Consider the following 16,570-nt stretch of genomic DNA (forward strand, 5'->3'; position numbering starts at 1 on the left):
GGACCGCCGCGCCATCCGCCGCGCACCCTCGGAGACCCGTCAGGACCGGTACACCGGCCGCCGTGTCGCCGGTCGTTCGGTAACCACTCTCGAACGTTCCATTCCTGTCGAGTCGATCGCGCCCCTGGCGCTGCTCGCCCCGGTGGACCTGCCGCCGGTGCTCCCGGTGCACCTCGAGCCCGCGGCCCGCGCCGAGGTCACCACCGCGTTCGACGACGAGGCGACGCAGTCGATCCCGTTCCTCCCCGCCGCGGGCAAGGTCCCCGCCGCGGGCAAGCGCAAGGCTGTGCGTCCCGCCGCCCCCCGCGCCACGCGCTTCCGCCGCCTTCCCTCCGCGCCGGTGCTGGTCGGCATCGCCGCCCTCGCGGTCTCCGCGGGCGGCGCGCTGGTCGTCGACGGGTCCACGGACGGCTCCGACGGGCAGCCGACCCCGTTCACCCAGGCGGCCAGCTCCCTCGTCGGCACGAGCAAGGTCTCGAGCGTCGACCTGGCCGCCACCGACCGCCGCCAGGTGATCAGCCGCGACTCCGCCCGCGACGCGCTCGAGAGCGCCGCCGACAAGGAGCTGCAGGCGGCCGTCGAGAAGCAGTACCAGGCGCACACCGGCGCCCTGCAGAGCCTGGCCGAGCGCGCCGGCAAGTACGCCCGGGTCGTCGAGCAGAACACGTGGGTCGCGCCCCTCGCGGGCTACCGCCTGACCGCCACCTTCGGCGAGTACGGCCTCTGGTCGAGCTACCACACCGGCCTCGACTTCGCGGCCCCCTCCGGCACGCCGATCGTCTCGATCGCCAACGGCACCGTGACCGAGGCCGGCTACGACGGCGCCTACGGCAACAAGACCGTCGTCACCCTCGAGGACGGCACCGAGATCTGGTACTGCCACCAGACCGCCATCGAGGTCTCCGTCGGCCAGCAGCTGCGCGCCGGCGACCGGATCGGCTCCGTCGGCTCCACCGGCAACGTCACCGGCCCGCACCTGCACCTCGAGGTCCGTCCCGGCGCCGGCGACCCGGTCGACCCGTACGACGCGCTGGCCGTCAACGGCATCACGCCCTGAACCTCGGCGTCGCGCCCCGCGGCGGCTAGAGCTTCTCCACCGGCGCGTAGCGCAGCAGCAGCCGCTTGACCCCGTCGGAGCCGAAGTCGATCGAGGCGACGGACTTGTCGGCGGACCCCTCGACGGCGACGACCGTGCCGAGGCCGAAGGTGTCGTGCTGGACGCGGTCGCCGGGCTCGAGCGAGGGCACCACGCGGGCCGGCTTGGCCTTCGCCGCGGCGTCGGCGCGCAGCGCGGCCGAGGAGAAGTTGCGGCGTCCGGCGGCGGTCGGGGCGCCGAGCCGGGCGGCGGCGGGTGAGGACGACGCGACGTCGGGACGGCCCCAGCGGGTCTGCGACGCCTCGGTGCGGCGCCAGTCGACGAGGTCGACCGGCAGCTCGTCGAGGAAGCGGGAGCCGGGGTTGTGCGACGGCGCGCCCCAGGCCGACCGGACGACGGCGCGCGAGATGTAGAGCCGCTCGCGGGCGCGGGTGACCCCGACGTACGCCAGCCGCCGCTCCTCCTCGAGCTCGGTCTGGTCGCCGAGCGCGCGGGCGTGCGGGAAGACGCCGTCCTCGAGGCCGGTGAGGAAGACGACCGGGAACTCCAGCCCCTTGGCGGTGTGCAGCGTCATCAGCGTGACCACGCCGCCGTCGTCGCCGTCGGGGCTCTCGGGGATCTGGTCGGTGTCGGCGACGAGCGCCACCCGCTCCAGGAAGTCGGTGAGGCCGGGGGCGACGGTGCCGGCGTCGACGTCGGCGGGGTCCGCGGACGGGCCGGCGACGGGGTCGTCGGAGAACTCGCGCGCGACGGCGACGAGCTCGGCGAGGTTCTCGACGCGGGTGGCGTCCTGGGGGTCGTCGGACTCCTCGAGCTCGGCGAGGTAGCCGGAGCGGGCCAGCACCGTCTCGAGGACGACGTCGGCGCGCTCCCCCGCCGCGACCATCGACTGGAGCTCCTCGATCAGCGCCACGAAGCCGCGGATGCTGCTCAGCGACCGGGTCGCGAGGCCGGGCGCCTCGTCAGCGCGGCGCAGCGCCTCCCAGAACGTCGTGCGGTCGCGCTCGGCGAGCGCGTTCACGCAGGCGACCGCGCGGTCGCCGATGCCGCGCTTGGGGGTGTTCAGGATCCGGCGCAGCGACACCTGGTCGTCGGGGTTGGCGAGCAGCCGGAGGTAGGCCAGGGCGTCACGCACCTCGCGGCGCTCGTAGAAGCGCACGCCGCCCACGACCTTGTACGGCTGGCCGGTGCGGATGAACACCTCCTCGAACACCCGCGACTGCGCGTTGGTGCGGTAGAAGACCGCCACGTCGGCGGCGCGCACCCCCTGGTCGACGAGCCGGTCGATCTCCTCGGAGACGAACCGCGCCTCGTCGTGCTCGTCGTCGGCGACGTACCCGACGATCCGCTCGCCGTCGCCGGCGTCGGACCACAGGCGCTTCTCCTTGCGGCCCTTGTTGTGGCCGATCACGGAGTTGGCGGCGGTGAGGATCGTCTGGGTGGAGCGGTAGTTCTGCTCGAGCAGGATGGAGGTGGCGTTGGGGAAGTCCTGCTCGAAGTCGAGGATGTTGCGGATGTTCGCGCCGCGGAACGCGTAGATCGACTGGTCGGCGTCACCGACCACCATCAGCTCCGCCGGCTCCACCCGCTCGCCGCCGCTGTGGGCGCCGTCGTCGACCTGCTCGGCGCAGAGCTGGTGGATCAGGGCGTACTGCGCGTGGTTGGTGTCCTGGTACTCGTCGACCAGCACGTGGCGGAACCGCCGCCGGTAGGTCTCGCGCACGTCGGGGTGCGCCTGGAACAGCTGGACCGTGGTCATGATCAGGTCGTCGAAGTCGAGCGCGTTGGCCTCGCGCAGCCGCCGCTGGTAGAGCGTGTACGCCGCGGCGTACGTCTCCTCGAGCTTGTTCTGCGCGTCCTTGGCGGCCTGCTCCTCGTCGCGCAGCTCGTTCTTGTGGTTGGAGACCCAGTGCAGCAGCGGGCCGGGCTGGAAGCGCTTGGGATCGAGGTCGAGGTCCTTGATCACCAGCGACATCAGCCGCTTCTGGTCGGCCGCGTCGTAGATCGAGAAGCTGGACTTGTAGCCGAAGCGGTCGATCTCCTTGCGCAGGATCCGCACGCAGGCGGAGTGGAAGGTGCTCACCCACATGATCCGGGCGCGCTTGCCCACGAGGTCCTCGACCCGCTCCTTCATCTCGGCCGCGGCCTTGTTGGTGAAGGTGATCGCCAGGATCGAGCCGGGGTGCGCGCGGCGCTCGGAGATCAGCCACGCGATCCGCCGGGTGAGCACGCGGGTCTTGCCCGAGCCGGCGCCGGCCACGACGAGCAGCGGTGCGCCCTCGTGCACGACGGCCGCGCGCTGGGGCTCGTTGAGGCCGGCGAGCAGCTCGTCGCGCGACGGTCCGGTGCGGGTGGTGCGCGGCTCGGCCGGCGGCGCGTCGAGGAGGTGCTCGAAGCCGGGCAGGGAGGGGGTGCTCATGCTGGTGCCCAGCCTACGTGCGGCCGCCGACGGAGCGGCGCCGCGTCAGCTGTAACGCGGTGTCCACCACTGGGGCGCGGTGCTGCAGCACCGCAGAACAGCTGCGGACACCGCGTTACAGCCGGTCCGGGGGCCCAGGCCGCCAGTCACTCACAGGGGCGGTCCCGGACGCCGTCGTCCCCATATGGTCCGGGAGGGCCAGCGGGCGGGGCCGAGCGGAGCGAGCCTCCCGGGATGGACGACATCGAGCTGCGCCACCAGGTCTTCTCCACGACCGGTCCCCTGGTCACGCGCGAGCAGGCGCGCGCCCTCGGCCTCGCCCCGCGGGCGGTGGACCGCCTGGTGCGCACCGGCGCGTGGGTCGCCGTACGCCGGGGCGTCTACGCCGAGCGGGCGTACGTCGAGTCGTGCGCCCACCGCACCGACCTCCAGCGACTGGCCGACGACGCGGCCTGCCTGCGGATCGCCCGGTCGCACGTGCGCAGCCACGAGAGCGCTGCGGTGGTCCTGGGGATGCAGGTGCTGCTCCCCGACCCGCCCCTCACCCACGTGACCAGGCCGGACGTCCGCGGTTCCCGGCACGAGCACGGGGTCAAGCACCACCTCGCGCCGTACCGCCCGGAGCAGGTGCTGACCGTGGACGGCGTGCGCGTGCTCGACCACCCCCGCACCGCCCTGGACATCGCCCGCGAGCACGGTGTCGTCCGCGGGATCGTGGCCGCCGACTCCGCCCTCCGCGCGGGGGTGTGCAGGGAGTGCCTGTGGGCGGCGTTCGCCGACATGCGGTGCTGGCCGCACAGCACGGCGGTCCGGGCCGCGATCGAGCGCAGCGACCCGGGCTCGGACTCGGTGGGCGAGAGCCTCGCCCGGATCCTCGTCGAGAGGCTCGGACGCGGCCGGCCGCAGACCCAGTTCGGCCTCCGGCGCGACGGCCGCACGGCGTTCGTGGACCTGCGGATCGGTCGCCAGCTCGTCGAGCTCGACGGCAGGCTCACGTACCTGCCGCCGTCCCGCGGCGGCGTCGCCTCACGCTCGCCGGACCAGGTGCTGTGGGAGGAGAAGCGGCGCCAGGACTGGCTCTGCGGCTTCAAGCTGGGGATGAGCCGACTGACGTTCGACGACGTCTGGGGTCCGGGCCAGGCCGCCGCCCTCGCCCGGCTCGAGCGCGAGGTCGCCGACACCGAGGCGCGCTTCGGCACCGACATCAGCGACCTGGCGCCGTACGTCGTGCGCCGCCTGCCGCGTCCCGTGAGCTGTCAGCTCAGCTGTGCACCGGCGACCAGAACACCGCGACGGCGACGTTGATGACGCTGAGGGCGAGCAGCCCGACCCACAGCCCCTGCGGGATGCGCTCCTTGCGGAGGTTGGCCATCACCAGGATCAGGATGATCAGCCCGATGAGCAGCTTGACGCCGACCTTGACGTGGTTGACGTCGCCGTCGCCGGCCTCGAGGACGCCGACCAGGCCGAGCCCGGCGAGGAACGCCGTCCCGGCACCGTCGCGCATCGCGCCGTTCACGCGCTTGAACGGGTCCTTGGCCTGGGCCAGCAGGCCGCCGATGAGCGCGGCGAAGCCGAGGATGTGCACGAACAGCAGGATCTGGCGCAGGGTGTCCACGCGCTCAGCCTAAGGGGCGGTCTCGGCGACCTTCCTGCGGGAGCCGAAGGCATACTCGAGGACGAACAGCACCCCGCCGAGGGCGATCAGCGCCCCGCACCAGATCAACGAGGCCGGGTCGTCGTCGATGACGTACCAGAGCAGCGCGACGTTGCCGACGATGCCGAGCACGAGCAGGAACGTCGGGGCCCGGTACGTCGCGTCGGACTCGTCGTGGCCGCGCAGCTTGAAGGCGCAGACGATCACCATCGCGTAGACGAAGAGCAGCAGCACGACCGTCACCGCGGCGAGCCGGGTCACCAGGTCGGTCTTGACGCCGAGCTCCCCCAGGACGGTGCCGGTCACCAGCAGCCCGGAGACGACCAGCCCGGAGAAGATCAGCCCGACCCACGGGCTCTTGCGCGTGGAGTGCAGCTTGGCGAAGACGCTCGGGACGACGTCCTCCTTGGCCATGCCGTAGAGGATCCGGGACTGGGTCACGACTGCGACCAGCGTGGTGTTGGTGATCGCGATCATCGCGATGATCGCGAAGAGGGTGGTCATCGGGCCGACCGGCACCGGGAGGATGTCGGCCTTGACCACCTCGAGCAGCGCGGCCGGGGACTCCGCCAGCGTGTCGATGGGCACGGTCAGCGCCGCGGCGATCGCCACCGCGACGTAGATGATGCCGGCGCCGATCATGCCGCCGACCAGCGCCTTCGGGAAGGTACGGCGGGGGTGGGTGCACTCCTCGGCCACGTTGGCGGCGTTCTCGAAGCCGGTCATCGCGAAGAAGCCGAGCGCGACGCCCGCCACCACGGCGAGCACCGGGCTGGTGTCCCCGGGCGGCGAGAAGTCGGTGAGCACGGAGAAGTCCACCCCGCCCCGGGCGACGTGGACGACGCCGATCAGCACCACGATGGCGAGACCGGCGACCTCGACGATCGTCATCATCAGGTTGGCGACGACGGACTCGGTGATGCCGATGAAGTTCACGATGCTGAGCACGGCGACGAAGGCGAGCGACACCAGCAGGGCGGGCGGGGCCGACCAGACCTCGGCGAAGTAGTCGCTGAAGCCGGCGGCGAGGGAGCCCGCTGCGGCGAAGCTGGCGGAGAGCATCGCGACGGTGACGAAGAAGGTCAGCGTCGGGGACTTGAAGGCCTGGTTGACGTAGAGCGAGGCCCCCGCGGCGCGCGGGTACTTCGTGACCAGCTCGGCGTACGCCAGGCCGGTCAGCGTCGCGACGCAGATGCCGAGCAGGAAGGCGAGCCAGAAGGCGCCGCCGACGGCCGCCGCGACCGCGCCGATGAGGACGTAGACGCCGGAGCCGAGCACGTCGCCGAGCACGTAGAAGAACAGGAGTCGACCGGTGATGCCCCGCTTGAGCTCGGTGTCGAGGTCCTCGTGCTCCGGTGCCGGCGCCGACATGTCGTCCTCATCTCCTCGGCACGGGAGCGGTCGTCACGCGCAACGCGGCTGGTACCCGTCGGGACCCGACGGAAAACCGGCCTCAGAGCAGGCGGCGGTCCGAGGCCCAGCGGCTCAGCTCGTGGCGCGAGGAGAGCTGCAGCTTGCGCAGCACGCTCGACATGTGGGTCTCGACGGTCTTGATGGAGATGAACAGCTCCTTGGCGACCTCCTTGTAGGCGTAGCCGCGGGCGATCAGCCGCATCACCTCCCGCTCGCGCTCGGTGAGCCGGTCCAGGTCCTCGTCGACGGCGGCGACCTCGATCGAGCCGGCGAACGCGTCGAGCACGAACCCGGCCAGCCGGGGGCTGAACACCGCGTCGCCGTCGGCGACCCGACGGATCGCGGAGACGAGCTCGGGGCCGGTGATGGTCTTGGTGACGTAGCCGCGGGCGCCGGCGCGGATGGTGCCGATGACGTCCTCGGCGGCGTCGGAGACGCTGAGCGCCAGGTAGCGCGCCTCGGGCACCTGGCCGCGGCGCATCACCTCGACCCCGCCCCCGCCGGGCAGGTGCACGTCGAGCAGGACCACGTCGGGCCGGTGGGCGGCCACCGCGGCGACCGCCTCGTCGACGTCGGCGGCCTCGGCGACGACCTCGACCTCGCCGGGCCCGGCGGCCGCGAGCTCGGCGGTCACCCCGCGCCGGAACATCGCGTGGTCGTCGACGACGACCACGCGCACGGGAGCGGTCGGTCCGGGGGGCTGGCTCACGTGGGGTCCTCCTGGGTCTGGGTGCGGGGCAGGTGCAGGCGCACCTCGGTGCCGCCGCCGGGCGCGGAGCGGACCTCCGCGGTGCCGCCGTGGCGCTGCATCCGGTCCAGGATGCTGTGCCGGACGCCGTGCCGGTCGGCCGGGACGGCGTCGGGGTCGAAGCCCGCCCCGCGGTCGCGGACGAAGACGTCGACGGCGGCGGGCGTCACTTCGGCGTACACGTCGACGCGCCCGGTGCCGGCGTGCTTGGCCGCGTTGGTGACCGCCTCGCGGGCCGCGGCCACGACGGGGCGGACCTGCTCGGTGAGGTCGCAGTCACCGACCGCGACCACGTCGACCGAGACGCAGTGGGCGTCCTCGACCTCGGCGGCCGCACCACGCAGGGCGCTGGCGACGGTGCTCTCGTCGGTGGCCTCCCCGGCGTACAGCCAGGCCCGGAGGTCGCGCTCCTGGGCGCGGGCGAGCCGGGCGACGGTGACGGCGTCGGTGGAGTTGTTCTGGATCAGGGCGAGGGTCTGCAGGACCGAGTCGTGCAGGTGCGCGGCGACGTCGGCGCGCTCCTGGGAGCGCACCCGCTCCTCGCGCTCGGCGCTGAGGTCGGAGGCGAGGCCGAAGACCCACGGCCCGATGACGATCAGCAGCCCGACCAGCAGCAGTCCGCCGGCCAGCAGCCCGGCGCGCGCGGCGTCGGCGCTGGCGCCCTCGAACCCGATGACGAAGATCGCGGACACGACCAGCAGGACGCCGGCGAGCACCCGCGCGTACGACGCCCAGCCGCCGCTGCCGAAGACGATCCGCACGGGGTCGATCCGGCCGGTCTGGTTGGTCCACCGCTCGCGCTGCGCCTCGTCGGCCTGGCGCCACAGAAGCGCGAGTCCGAGCAGCCCGAGGAACGTCGGCCAGAAGACCGCGCCGCCGCCGAAGAGCGCCTGCAGCGACAGCACCGCCCCGAGCCCGAGCGCCGCCAGGGCCACCGCGGGGCCGACGTCGCTGAGCCGACGCCGCCGGGCGGGACGACGGCCGTCGCGGGTGGCGCCGGCGAGCCCGGGCGCGGTGTCCTCGAACCGGGAGTCGCTCGGCAGCATCATCCAGAGGCCGGCGTACAGCACCACGCCGAAGCCGCCGAGCAGCGCCGCCAGCAGGAACCCCGCCCGCACCCACAGCACCGGCACCGCCAGGTGCCGCGCCAGGCCGGACGCGACGCCGCCGAGGACGACGTCCTGGGTGTCGCGGTAGGCGCGGCGGGGCTCGTACGGCGCGGGGGTGGTGGCGGTGCTCATCTCCCTGCCATCGTCACACAGCGCACCGGCCCCGACCATGAGGTTCGACCCCGGTCCGACCCCGGGACCGACCCCGGTGCGGCGCCCCCCGCCTCAGGGGTGGACCACGGCAGGATCAGGGGCGTCCCCGATGGTCCGGGACGCCGGCGGAAGCGAGGGTGGAGCCATGACCACGACACCACCGGACGCTCCCGCGGGACCCGGACCCCAGGACGGCCCCGGCCAGGGCCCGCGCACCACCCGCGACGAGGTCCGCGACCTGGGCCGGCTGCGCCGGTCCACCACCGACCGCAAGATCGCGGGCGTCGCCGGCGGGCTCGCGCGGCACCTCGACGTGGACCCGCTCGTGCTGCGGGTCGTGCTGGTGGTGCTGGTGTTCTTCGGCGGCGCCGGCGTGCTGCTGTACGGCGCGTGCTGGCTGCTGGTCCCCGAGGACGACGGCAGCGAGGCGACGGTGCAGCTCGACGACCGCACCCGCAGCGTCGCGCTGATCGTGGTCGGCGTCCTCGCGGCGCTCGCGCTCGTGGGCGACTCGTGGGGCTTCATCGGCTTCCCGTGGCCGGTCGTCGTGATCGGCGCGATCGTCGTCTACCTGATCTCCCGCAACCGGCAGGAGCCGGCCGGCTCCCCCGCCGTCACCCCGACCGTCGCCCGGGAGGGCGCCACTCCGGTGCCGCCCACCCACCCGTACGCCGTCACGGCCCACCACCCGCCGTACGTCCCGCCCGCGCCGTACGTCCCGCCGGTGCCGCGCAACCCGCGCCGGCGCGGACCGCTGCTGTTCTGGTTCACCCTCGCGCTGATCGCGCTCGCCGAGGGCGTGCTGGGGATCGTCGACCTGGCCGGCGCACCGGTCACGGACTCGGCGTACCCGGCCCTGGCGCTCGCGATCACCGGCGCGATGCTGGTCGTCGGGGCGTTCTACGGCCGGGCCGGCGGGCTGATCCTGGTCGGTGCCGTGGCCGCGGTCGTGCTCGCGGCGACCAGCGCGGCCGACCGCTGGACCGAGGAGACGATCACCGCGCGGCCGGAGCTGGCCGCCGACCTCGACCCGAGCTACCGCTTCGGCGCCGGCGAGCTGGTCATCGACCTCACCGACATCGAGGACCTCGAGGCGCTCGACGGCCGGGTCCTCGAGCTCGACGTGAGCGTCGGACGGATCGAGGTCATCGTGCCCGAGGGGCTCGCCGTCGACGCGCGGGCGGTCGCGCACGGTCCGGGCAGCATCGACCTGTTCGGCGACAAGCGGGAGGGGGTCGACACCAGCGCCACCGAGCGCCGCAACGACGGGCTGGACGACCAGCCCGAGCTGACCATCGACGCCGAGGTCAACGTCGGCGAGATCCAGGTGAGGACCCGATGAGCACGACCACCACCCCCCGCCGCCTCGACAGCGGCCGGCACCCCGTCAACGTCGGCCACCTCGTGATGGGCCTGGCCTTCCTCGGCCTGGTCCTGGTCTGGGCGATCATCCAGGGCGACCTCGTCGAGGACGAGGACATCCGCTGGCTGCTCCCCGTGCCGTGGGTGCTGGCCGGGGCCGCCGGGCTGGCCGCGACCACGCTGGCGAGCCGCCGGTCGAGCCGTCAGTCCCTCGTCGACACGCCGGAGGAGACCCCGAAGAGGTGACGGGTCGGCGGGTCAGCCGAGCCAGTCCTCCAGCGCGTCGACGGCGGAGTCGGGGTGGTCGGCGAAGATGCCGTCGACCCCGGCGTCCAGGAGCGTGACCACCTCGGCCCGGACGTCGCCCTTCGCGTTCGGGTCGGTGCCGCGCTGGAAGTTCGTCGCCATGAACTGGTTCTCGTCGCGCACCGTCCACACGTGCACGACCAGGCCGGCCCGGTGCGCGTCGCGGACGACGTCGCTCGGCCGGCCGGTGGCGCCGGTGGCCGGGTCCCGCGGGAGCACCCGGTTCTTGTGCGCGCCGATCCCGTCGGCGTACCGGGCGATCCGGCGCAGGCCCGCCCGGGTGAGCAGGTCGTCGTACGTCCGGTCGTCGCCGGCCGCGACCAGGTCGTACGGCGCGCCCGAGGCGTCGACGAGCTGCGCGAGGGGGACGTCGGTCAGGTGGTCGAGCTCGCGCAGGTTGGCGGTCTCGAAGGACTGGACGATCACCTTCGACCGCTTCCGGTCCAGGCCGAACCGGTCGAGCGTGCGCACCAGCGGCTCCTCCAGCGACAGGCCGATCGAGTCGAAGTACGTCGGGTGCTTGGTCTCGGGGTAGACGCCGATCGTGCGGCGTGCCCCGCGCGACTCCTCGCGGACCATCTGCAGCACCTCGACCAGCGTCGGGACCTCGAACCGGCCGTCGTAGCGGGTGTTGTCGGGCCGCACCTGCGGCAGCCGCTCCACGGCCCGCAGCGTCTTGAGCTCGGCGAGGGTGAAGTCCTCGGTGAACCAGCCGGTCACCGGACGGCCGTCGATGGTCTTGGTGGTGCGCCGGTCGGCGAACTCCGGGTGGGCCGCCACGTCGGTGGTGCCGCTGATCTCGTTCTCGTGCCGGGCGACCAGGACGCCGTCCCGGGTGGAGACCAGGTCGGGCTCGACGTAGTCGGCGCCCATCCGGATGGCGAGGCGGTACGCCGCGAGCGTGTGCTCGGGGCGGTAGCCGGACGCGCCACGGTGGGCGACGACGATCGGCTCGGTGCGCGTGCCGGCGTGCGTGCCGGGGGCGGGGCGCGCCTCGGCGGCGGCCGGAGCGGCGACGAGGCCGGCGGTGAGGGAGAGGGCGAGACCCGCGAGCACGGGCCGGAGGGAGAGGTTCCGTGAGGTCATGTCCCGACCCCATCGGACCGGGGTGGCGACCTCGGATGCACCGGGTGAACGCCGCGTGACCAGTGGCGGTCAGACCGCTGCCGCGACCGCGCGCAGGGCGAGGTCGGGGTGGTCGGTGATCAGACCGTCGACGCCGGCGTCGAGGAGGTCCGCGGCGAGGCCGGGAAGGTCGCCGAGGACGGCGGGGTCGTCACCGAGCCGGTGCTCGACGGGGAGGTACCGGTTCTCCGCGCGCAGCGTCCACACGTGCACGTCGAGCCAGCGGCGGTGCGCCTCGCGGACCAGCCGGGTGGGCGCGTCGAGCCGCCCGTCGGGGGTGCGCGGCCGCACCAGCGCCTGGTGCACGCCGACCCCGTCGGCGTACCGCTCGATCGCGTCGAGGGCCACCGCGTCGAGCCGGTCCCCCACGTCGAGCAGCTGCACCAGCGGCACCGTGGTGCGCGAGGCGAGCCGGCGCAGGATCCCGCGGTCGAAGGACATCACCGTCACGCCGGACCGCGCGTGGTCCAGGCCCCGGCACCGCAGCTCGGCGAGCAGGGGTTCCTCGAGCGGGAGCCCCCGCGCGGCGAACCGGGCCGGCGACTTCAGCTCGATCATCACGCCGACGGCCCGCTCGCGGCGTACCGACTCGGTCCCGACCGCCGCCAGCACCTCGCCCAGCGTGGCCACCCCCTCGCGGCCGTCGTGGAGGGTGTTGCCGGGCCGCAGCGCCGGGTGCCGCTCGCGGCAGCGGAGCGTCCTGACCTCCGCGAGGGTGAGGTCGTCGGTGAACCACCCCGTCACGCGGCGACCGCCCACCCGCCGGGTGGTACGGCGGTCCGCGAGCCCGGGGTGATCGGCGACGTCGGTGGTCGCGGACAGCTCGCTCTCGTGCCGGACCACCAGGACGCCGTCCGCGGTGGGCACCACGTCGAGCTCCACGGCGTCCGCGCCCATCCGGACGGCCGCCCGGTAGGCGCCGAGCGTGTGCTCGGGGTGGTAGCCGCTCGCGCCGCGGTGCGCGACCACGGCGGGGGTGACGACGAGACGGGAGGGGATCGACCGGGTGGGGAGCCCGGCGGTCAGGACGCTCACGACCCGGTTCTGTCACGCCGCGACGGCGCGGCGGCGCCACCAGGGTGGCCGCCAGGTGAATGCCACATGATGGGTCCATGACCCTCCCCGCGCTGGGCGGCCTCACCTCGCTGCCCGCCCTGGACCGCCCCGACCTCCTCGGCCCGAGCGTGGCCGCCGCCCTGGCGTCCTGGTCGTACGCCGCCGAGGTGGCGGTCGTCGAGATCGACCCGGCGCTGGCGGACACCGCCGCGATGAGCGAGGCGTACGGCGTCCCGCTCGAGGCGAGCGCGAACTGCGTCGTCGTCGCGGGCCGCCGGGACGGCGCCGAGCGGGTCGCGGCCTGCGTGGTGCGCGCCGACACCCGCGCCGACGTCAACACCCTCGTCAAGCGCACCCTCGACGTGCGGAAGGCGTCGTTCCTGCCGATGGACCGCGCCGTCGAGGAGTCCGGGATGGAGCACGGCGGCATCACCCCGGTCGGCCTGCCGGCCGCGTGGCGGGTGCTGGTCGACGCCCGGGTGCTGGAGATCCCGGTGGCGGTGATCGGCTCCGGCGTACGCCGCTCCAAGCTGCTGCTGCCCGGCCGGCTGCTCGCGGAGCTGCCGGGGGGAACGGTCGTGGCGGGCCTCGGAGTTCCCGTTGGCTGATATCAACTGGATCACGTCACCGCTCGGTCCGTAGCGTAGGCCGGTGCGCTCCTTCCCCCTCGACCATCCCGGCACCGCCGACCACCGCTCACCGGGGCGCTTCCTCTGGTGGCTGGCCAAGGGCCAGTGGCACACCCTGACGATCGGGGCGCTCTTCGGCGTCGTGTGGATGTCGACCCAGGCGGTGATGCCGGCCGTGATCGGCCGCGCGATCGACCAGGGGGTCGCCGACCGCGACCGCACCGCGCTGGTGCAGTACGCCGCGGTGATGCTCGTGCTCGGCCTCGTCCAGGCCGGCACCGGCATCATGCGGCACCGGTACGCCGTGACGAACTGGCTGACCGCGGCGTACCGCACCGTCCAGCTCGTCGGCCGCCACGCCGTGCACCTCGGCGGCACCCTCCCCCGCAAGGTCTCCACCGGCGAGGTGGTCGCGATCGGCACCAGCGACCTCTCCCACCTCGGCCAGGTGATGGACGTGACCGCGCGGTTCGCCGGCGCGGTCGTCTCCTTCGTCGTCGTCGCGGTGATCCTGCTGCAGACCTCGACCACGCTCGGCCTCGTGGTGCTGCTCGGCGTCCCGCTGCTGATGCTGCTGGTCGGCCCGCTGCTGGCCCCGCTCCAGCGCCGCAGCGCCCGCCAGCGCGAGCTGATGGGGTCGCTGTCCAACACCGCCAGCGACATCGTCGGCGGGCTCCGGGTCCTGCGCGGGATCGGCGGCGAGCAGGTCTTCCACGACCGCTACGTCCGCGAGTCGCAGACCACCCGGCACGCCGGCGTCCGGGTCGCCAAGGTGCAGTCGCTGCTCGACGCCCTCCAGGTGCTGCTGCCCGGTGTCTTCGTGGTGATCGTCGTCTGGCTCGGCGCCCGGTACGCCGTCGACGGCCGGATCTCGGCCGGCGAGCTGGTCGCGTTCTACGGCTACTCGGCGTTCCTGATGATCCCGCTGCGCACCGCGACCGAGTACGCCAACAAGTTCGTCCGCGCCCGCGTCTCTGCGCGCCGGGTCTGCCACGTGCTCGCGCTGACCCCCGACCACACCGACCCGGCGACGCCCGTCGAGCCGCCGCCCCCCGGCGGCGAGCTGCACGACGCCCGCACCGGCCTGCGGGTGCGCCCCGGCGGGCTGGTCGCCGTCGTCAGCGAGCGGCCCGACGAGGCGGCGGCGCTGGCCGACCGGCTCGGCATGTGCGCCGCGGAGGTCGACGACCACGTCCGGCTCGGCGGCGTACCCCTCTCGGCGATGCGGCGCTCCGACGTACGCAGCCGGGTCGTCGTCTCCGACACCGGCGCGACGCTGTTCAGCGGCCGGCTCGCCGATCGGCTGGACGCCTCCGGCACCGGCGACGTGACCTCGGCGCTCGACACCGCCTCCGCCGACGACATCCTCGAGGCGCTGCCCGACGGCCTGGACACCGTGGTCGCCGAGCGCGGCCGCACCTTCTCCGGCGGGCAGCGGCAGCGGCTGGTCCTGGCCCGCGTGCTCACCGCCGACCCGGAGGTGCTGGTGCTGGTCGAGCCGACGTCGGCCGTCGACGCCCACACAGAAGCGCGGATCGCCGCCCGGCTCCGCGCCCAGCGCGGCGGCCGCTCGACGGTCGTGGTCACCAGCAGCCCGCTGGTGCTCGACGCGGTCGACGAGGTCGCGTTCCTGCGTGACGGCGTCGTGGTGGCCACCGGCAGCCACGGCGAGCTGCTGGAGAGCTGCGTCGACTACCGCGCCGTGGTCACCCGCGAGACGGAGGTGCCGGTGTGAGCACCGCCCTCCCGGTCGCCGACACCCGGTCGCTCCGTGCGTACGTCCGCCGGCTCGCCCGCCGCCACCCCCGGATGCTGTACGGCGCGGTCGCGCTGCACGTGAGCGCGGCCGTCGCCGGGCTCGCCGCGCCCCGCCTGATCGGCGAGCTGGTCGAGGCCGTCGAGACCGGCACCAGCCTGGGTCACGTCGACCGGGTGATGATGCTGCTCGCCGGCTTCGTGCTGCTGCAGACCGTGCTCACCCGCTACGCCCGCTACGTCAGCCAGGTCCTCGGCGAGGAGGTGCTCGCCGAGCTGCGCGAGGACTTCGTCGGCAACGCGCTCGCGCTGCCCGTCGGGGTCGTGGAGTCGGCCGGCTCCGGCGACCTGCTCACCCGCACCTCGCGCGACGTCGACCAGCTCGGCTGGTCGGTGCGCTGGGCGCTGCCGGAGTGGACGATCGCGGTCGTCACGGCGGTGATCACGTTCGTCGCGGCGATCAGCGTCGGCTGGTGGGTGGCGCTGCCGTGCCTCCTCGGCGTACCGCCCCTGGTCATCGGCCTGCGGTGGTACCTCGCCCGCGCCAAGGACGGCTACCTGCGCGAGAGCGCGTCGTACTCCCAGATCAACGCGACGCTCACCGAGACCGTCGAGGGCGCCCGCACCGTCGAGGCCCTCGGGCTCGAGGACGAGCGGGTGCGCGCGATCGACGACGACATCCACGAGTCCTTCCTCGCCGAGAAGTACACGCTGCGGTTGCGCACCGTGTTCTTCCCGAGCATGGAGCTGTCCTACCTGATCCCGACGGTCGGGACGCTGCTGCTCGGCGGCTATCTGTACGCCGAGGGGCGGGTCTCGCTGGGCGACGTCACCGCCGCGGTGCTCTACGTCCAGATGCTCATCGACCCGGTCGACCGGATCGTCTCGATCCTCGACGAGCTGCAGCTCGGCGCCGCGTCGCTGGCCCGGCTGCTCGGCGTCGCCGAGGTGCCCGACGACCGCCAGGTCAGCGGGGCCCGGCCGGACGGCGAGGCGATCGAGGCGCGCGACGTGCGGTTCTCCTACGTCGAGGGCCGCGACGTGCTGCACGGCATCGACCTGAAGGTCGGCGTGGGCGAGCGGATCGCGATGGTCGGGCCGTCCGGCGCCGGCAAGTCCACGCTCGGGCGGCTGCTCGCCGGCATCCACCCGCCACGGACCGGCGCGGTGACCGTCGGCGGGGTCGGGCTGGTCGAGCTGCCGCTCGACGAGCTGCGCGGCCACGTCGCACTGGTGACCCAGGAGCACCACGTCTTCGTGGGCACGATCCGCGAGAACCTCGTGCTCGCGCGCCCCGGCGCCACCGACGACGACGTACGCGCGGCGCTGGACGCGGTCGACGCGCTCGCGTGGGTCGAGGCGCTGCCCGAGGGGCTCGACGAGCTGGTCGGGTCCGGCGGTCGTGCACTCTCGGCCGCGCAGGCGCAGCAGGTCGCGCTGGCCCGGCTGGTGCTGGCCGACCCGCACACGCTGGTGCTCGACGAGGCGACCTCGCTGATCGACCCGCGCGCCGCGCGCCACCTCGAGCGGTCGCTGGCCGCCGTGCTCGAGGGACGCACGGTGATCGCGATCGCGCACCGGCTGTTCTCCGCCCACGACGCCGACCGGGTCGCCGTCGTCGAGGACGGCCGGATCTCCGAGCTCGGCTCGCACGACGAGCTGGTCGCCGCCGGCGGGTCGTACGCCGCCCTCTGGGACAGCTGGAACGGCAAGCACTGAGGCTTGCCGTTCCAGCGGTCAGT

The 16,570-nt window shown here is 73.9% G+C and carries 14 protein-coding genes; 7 read left to right on the plus strand and 7 right to left on the minus strand.

Translation table 11 applies throughout. The features are described from left to right. Positions 1 to 142: 142 nt before the first annotated feature. The gene (locus tag H4O22_RS16465; RefSeq protein WP_220451191.1) at positions 143 to 1,057 is read left to right on the plus strand and encodes a M23 family metallopeptidase; all 915 of its coding nucleotides are present in this window, start codon (positions 143 to 145) and stop codon (positions 1,055 to 1,057) included. 25 nt (positions 1,058 to 1,082) lie between these two features. Here H4O22_RS16465 and pcrA read toward each other — a convergent pair whose 3' ends face one another. After that, positions 1,083 to 3,515, minus strand: a complete 2,433-nt coding sequence (gene pcrA, locus H4O22_RS16470; protein WP_182524422.1) for a DNA helicase PcrA — start codon at positions 3,513 to 3,515, stop codon at positions 1,083 to 1,085. 234 nt (positions 3,516 to 3,749) lie between these two features. Here pcrA and H4O22_RS16475 point away from each other — a divergent pair, with 234 nt between their 5' ends. Beyond that, positions 3,750 to 4,820 (plus strand): type IV toxin-antitoxin system AbiEi family antitoxin domain-containing protein, encoded by a 1,071-nt coding sequence (locus tag H4O22_RS16475; protein ID WP_182524423.1) that lies wholly within the window; start codon positions 3,750 to 3,752, stop codon positions 4,818 to 4,820. Here H4O22_RS16475 and H4O22_RS16480 read toward each other — a convergent pair. The 4 genes from H4O22_RS16480 to H4O22_RS16495 form a co-directional block, all read right to left on the minus strand. Then, positions 4,777 to 5,133, minus strand: a complete 357-nt coding sequence (locus H4O22_RS16480) for a hypothetical protein (RefSeq protein ID WP_182524424.1) — start codon at positions 5,131 to 5,133, stop codon at positions 4,777 to 4,779. The two genes, H4O22_RS16475 and H4O22_RS16480, sit on opposite strands and share 44 nt — an antisense overlap. A 9-nt stretch (positions 5,134 to 5,142) precedes the next feature. Further along, positions 5,143 to 6,543 (minus strand): APC family permease, encoded by a 1,401-nt coding sequence (locus H4O22_RS16485; protein WP_182524425.1) that lies wholly within the window; start codon positions 6,541 to 6,543, stop codon positions 5,143 to 5,145. Between the two features lie 82 nt (positions 6,544 to 6,625). Then, the gene (locus H4O22_RS16490; protein WP_182524426.1) at positions 6,626 to 7,294 is read right to left on the minus strand and encodes a LuxR C-terminal-related transcriptional regulator; all 669 of its coding nucleotides are present in this window, start codon (positions 7,292 to 7,294) and stop codon (positions 6,626 to 6,628) included. Then, positions 7,291 to 8,574, minus strand: coding sequence for an ATP-binding protein (locus H4O22_RS16495; RefSeq protein WP_182524427.1), 1,284 nt, complete (start codon positions 8,572 to 8,574; stop codon positions 7,291 to 7,293). The genes H4O22_RS16490 and H4O22_RS16495 overlap by 4 nt, the downstream gene beginning before the upstream one ends. Positions 8,575 to 8,740: 166 nt before the next feature. On the opposite strand from H4O22_RS16495, the gene H4O22_RS16500 reads away from it, so the two are divergent. Together H4O22_RS16500 and H4O22_RS16505 are read left to right on the plus strand one after the other, a co-directional pair. Beyond that, positions 8,741 to 9,937: a PspC domain-containing protein gene (locus H4O22_RS16500; protein WP_182524428.1), complete on the plus strand. Its 1,197-nt coding sequence runs from the start codon at positions 8,741 to 8,743 to the stop codon at positions 9,935 to 9,937. Then, positions 9,934 to 10,203, plus strand: coding sequence for a hypothetical protein (locus tag H4O22_RS16505; protein ID WP_182524429.1), 270 nt, complete (start codon positions 9,934 to 9,936; stop codon positions 10,201 to 10,203). The genes H4O22_RS16500 and H4O22_RS16505 overlap by 4 nt, the downstream gene beginning before the upstream one ends. A gap of 12 nt (positions 10,204 to 10,215) precedes the next feature. On the opposite strand, the gene H4O22_RS16510 is transcribed toward H4O22_RS16505, so the two are convergent. Beyond that, positions 10,216 to 11,349 carry a glycerophosphodiester phosphodiesterase gene (locus tag H4O22_RS16510; RefSeq protein WP_182524430.1) on the minus strand — a complete coding sequence of 378 codons (1,134 nt, stop codon included), beginning with the start codon at positions 11,347 to 11,349 and terminating at the stop codon, positions 10,216 to 10,218. A gap of 69 nt (positions 11,350 to 11,418) precedes the next feature. Further along, the gene (locus H4O22_RS16515; protein WP_182524431.1) at positions 11,419 to 12,423 is read right to left on the minus strand and encodes a glycerophosphodiester phosphodiesterase family protein; all 1,005 of its coding nucleotides are present in this window, start codon (positions 12,421 to 12,423) and stop codon (positions 11,419 to 11,421) included. A 77-nt stretch (positions 12,424 to 12,500) separates the two neighbouring features. Here H4O22_RS16515 and H4O22_RS16520 point away from each other — a divergent pair, with 77 nt between their 5' ends. From H4O22_RS16520 to H4O22_RS16530, 3 genes are read left to right on the plus strand one after another with little or no spacing between them, the layout of a single operon-like run. Beyond that, a complete protein-coding gene (locus tag H4O22_RS16520) occupies positions 12,501 to 13,052 on the plus strand; it encodes a YbaK/EbsC family protein (RefSeq protein WP_182524432.1) in 552 nt (183 codons plus the stop codon). A 43-nt stretch (positions 13,053 to 13,095) separates the two neighbouring features. Continuing rightward, positions 13,096 to 14,808, plus strand: coding sequence for an ABC transporter transmembrane domain-containing protein (locus tag H4O22_RS16525; RefSeq protein WP_182524433.1), 1,713 nt, complete (start codon positions 13,096 to 13,098; stop codon positions 14,806 to 14,808). Continuing rightward, on the plus strand, positions 14,805 to 16,547 hold the full coding sequence (locus tag H4O22_RS16530; protein ID WP_182524434.1) for an ABC transporter ATP-binding protein: 1,743 nt from the start codon (positions 14,805 to 14,807) through the stop codon (positions 16,545 to 16,547). Before H4O22_RS16525 ends, H4O22_RS16530 begins: the two co-directional genes overlap by 4 nt. Positions 16,548 to 16,570: the final 23 nt, after the last annotated feature.

It is taken from the genome of Nocardioides dongkuii (assembly GCF_014127485.1).
GTDB lineage: Bacteria > Actinomycetota > Actinomycetes > Propionibacteriales > Nocardioidaceae > Nocardioides > Nocardioides dongkuii.

What these genes read in the sequence shown, in the direction of transcription:
- pcrA (WP_182524422.1), bottom strand. Translation starts at nt 3,515, where the DNA reads ATGAGCACCCCCTCCCTGCCCGGCTTCGAGCACCTCCTCGACGCGCCG.
- H4O22_RS16475 (WP_182524423.1), top strand. Translation starts at nt 3,750, where the DNA reads ATGGACGACATCGAGCTGCGCCACCAGGTCTTCTCCACGACCGGTCCC.
- H4O22_RS16485 (WP_182524425.1), bottom strand. Translation starts at nt 6,543, where the DNA reads ATGTCGGCGCCGGCACCGGAGCACGAGGACCTCGACACCGAGCTCAAG.
- H4O22_RS16495 (WP_182524427.1), bottom strand. Translation starts at nt 8,574, where the DNA reads ATGAGCACCGCCACCACCCCCGCGCCGTACGAGCCCCGCCGCGCCTAC.
- H4O22_RS16500 (WP_182524428.1), top strand. Translation starts at nt 8,741, where the DNA reads ATGACCACGACACCACCGGACGCTCCCGCGGGACCCGGACCCCAGGAC.
- H4O22_RS16505 (WP_182524429.1), top strand. Translation starts at nt 9,934, where the DNA reads ATGAGCACGACCACCACCCCCCGCCGCCTCGACAGCGGCCGGCACCCC.
- H4O22_RS16510 (WP_182524430.1), bottom strand. Translation starts at nt 11,349, where the DNA reads ATGACCTCACGGAACCTCTCCCTCCGGCCCGTGCTCGCGGGTCTCGCC.
- H4O22_RS16520 (WP_182524432.1), top strand. Translation starts at nt 12,501, where the DNA reads ATGACCCTCCCCGCGCTGGGCGGCCTCACCTCGCTGCCCGCCCTGGAC.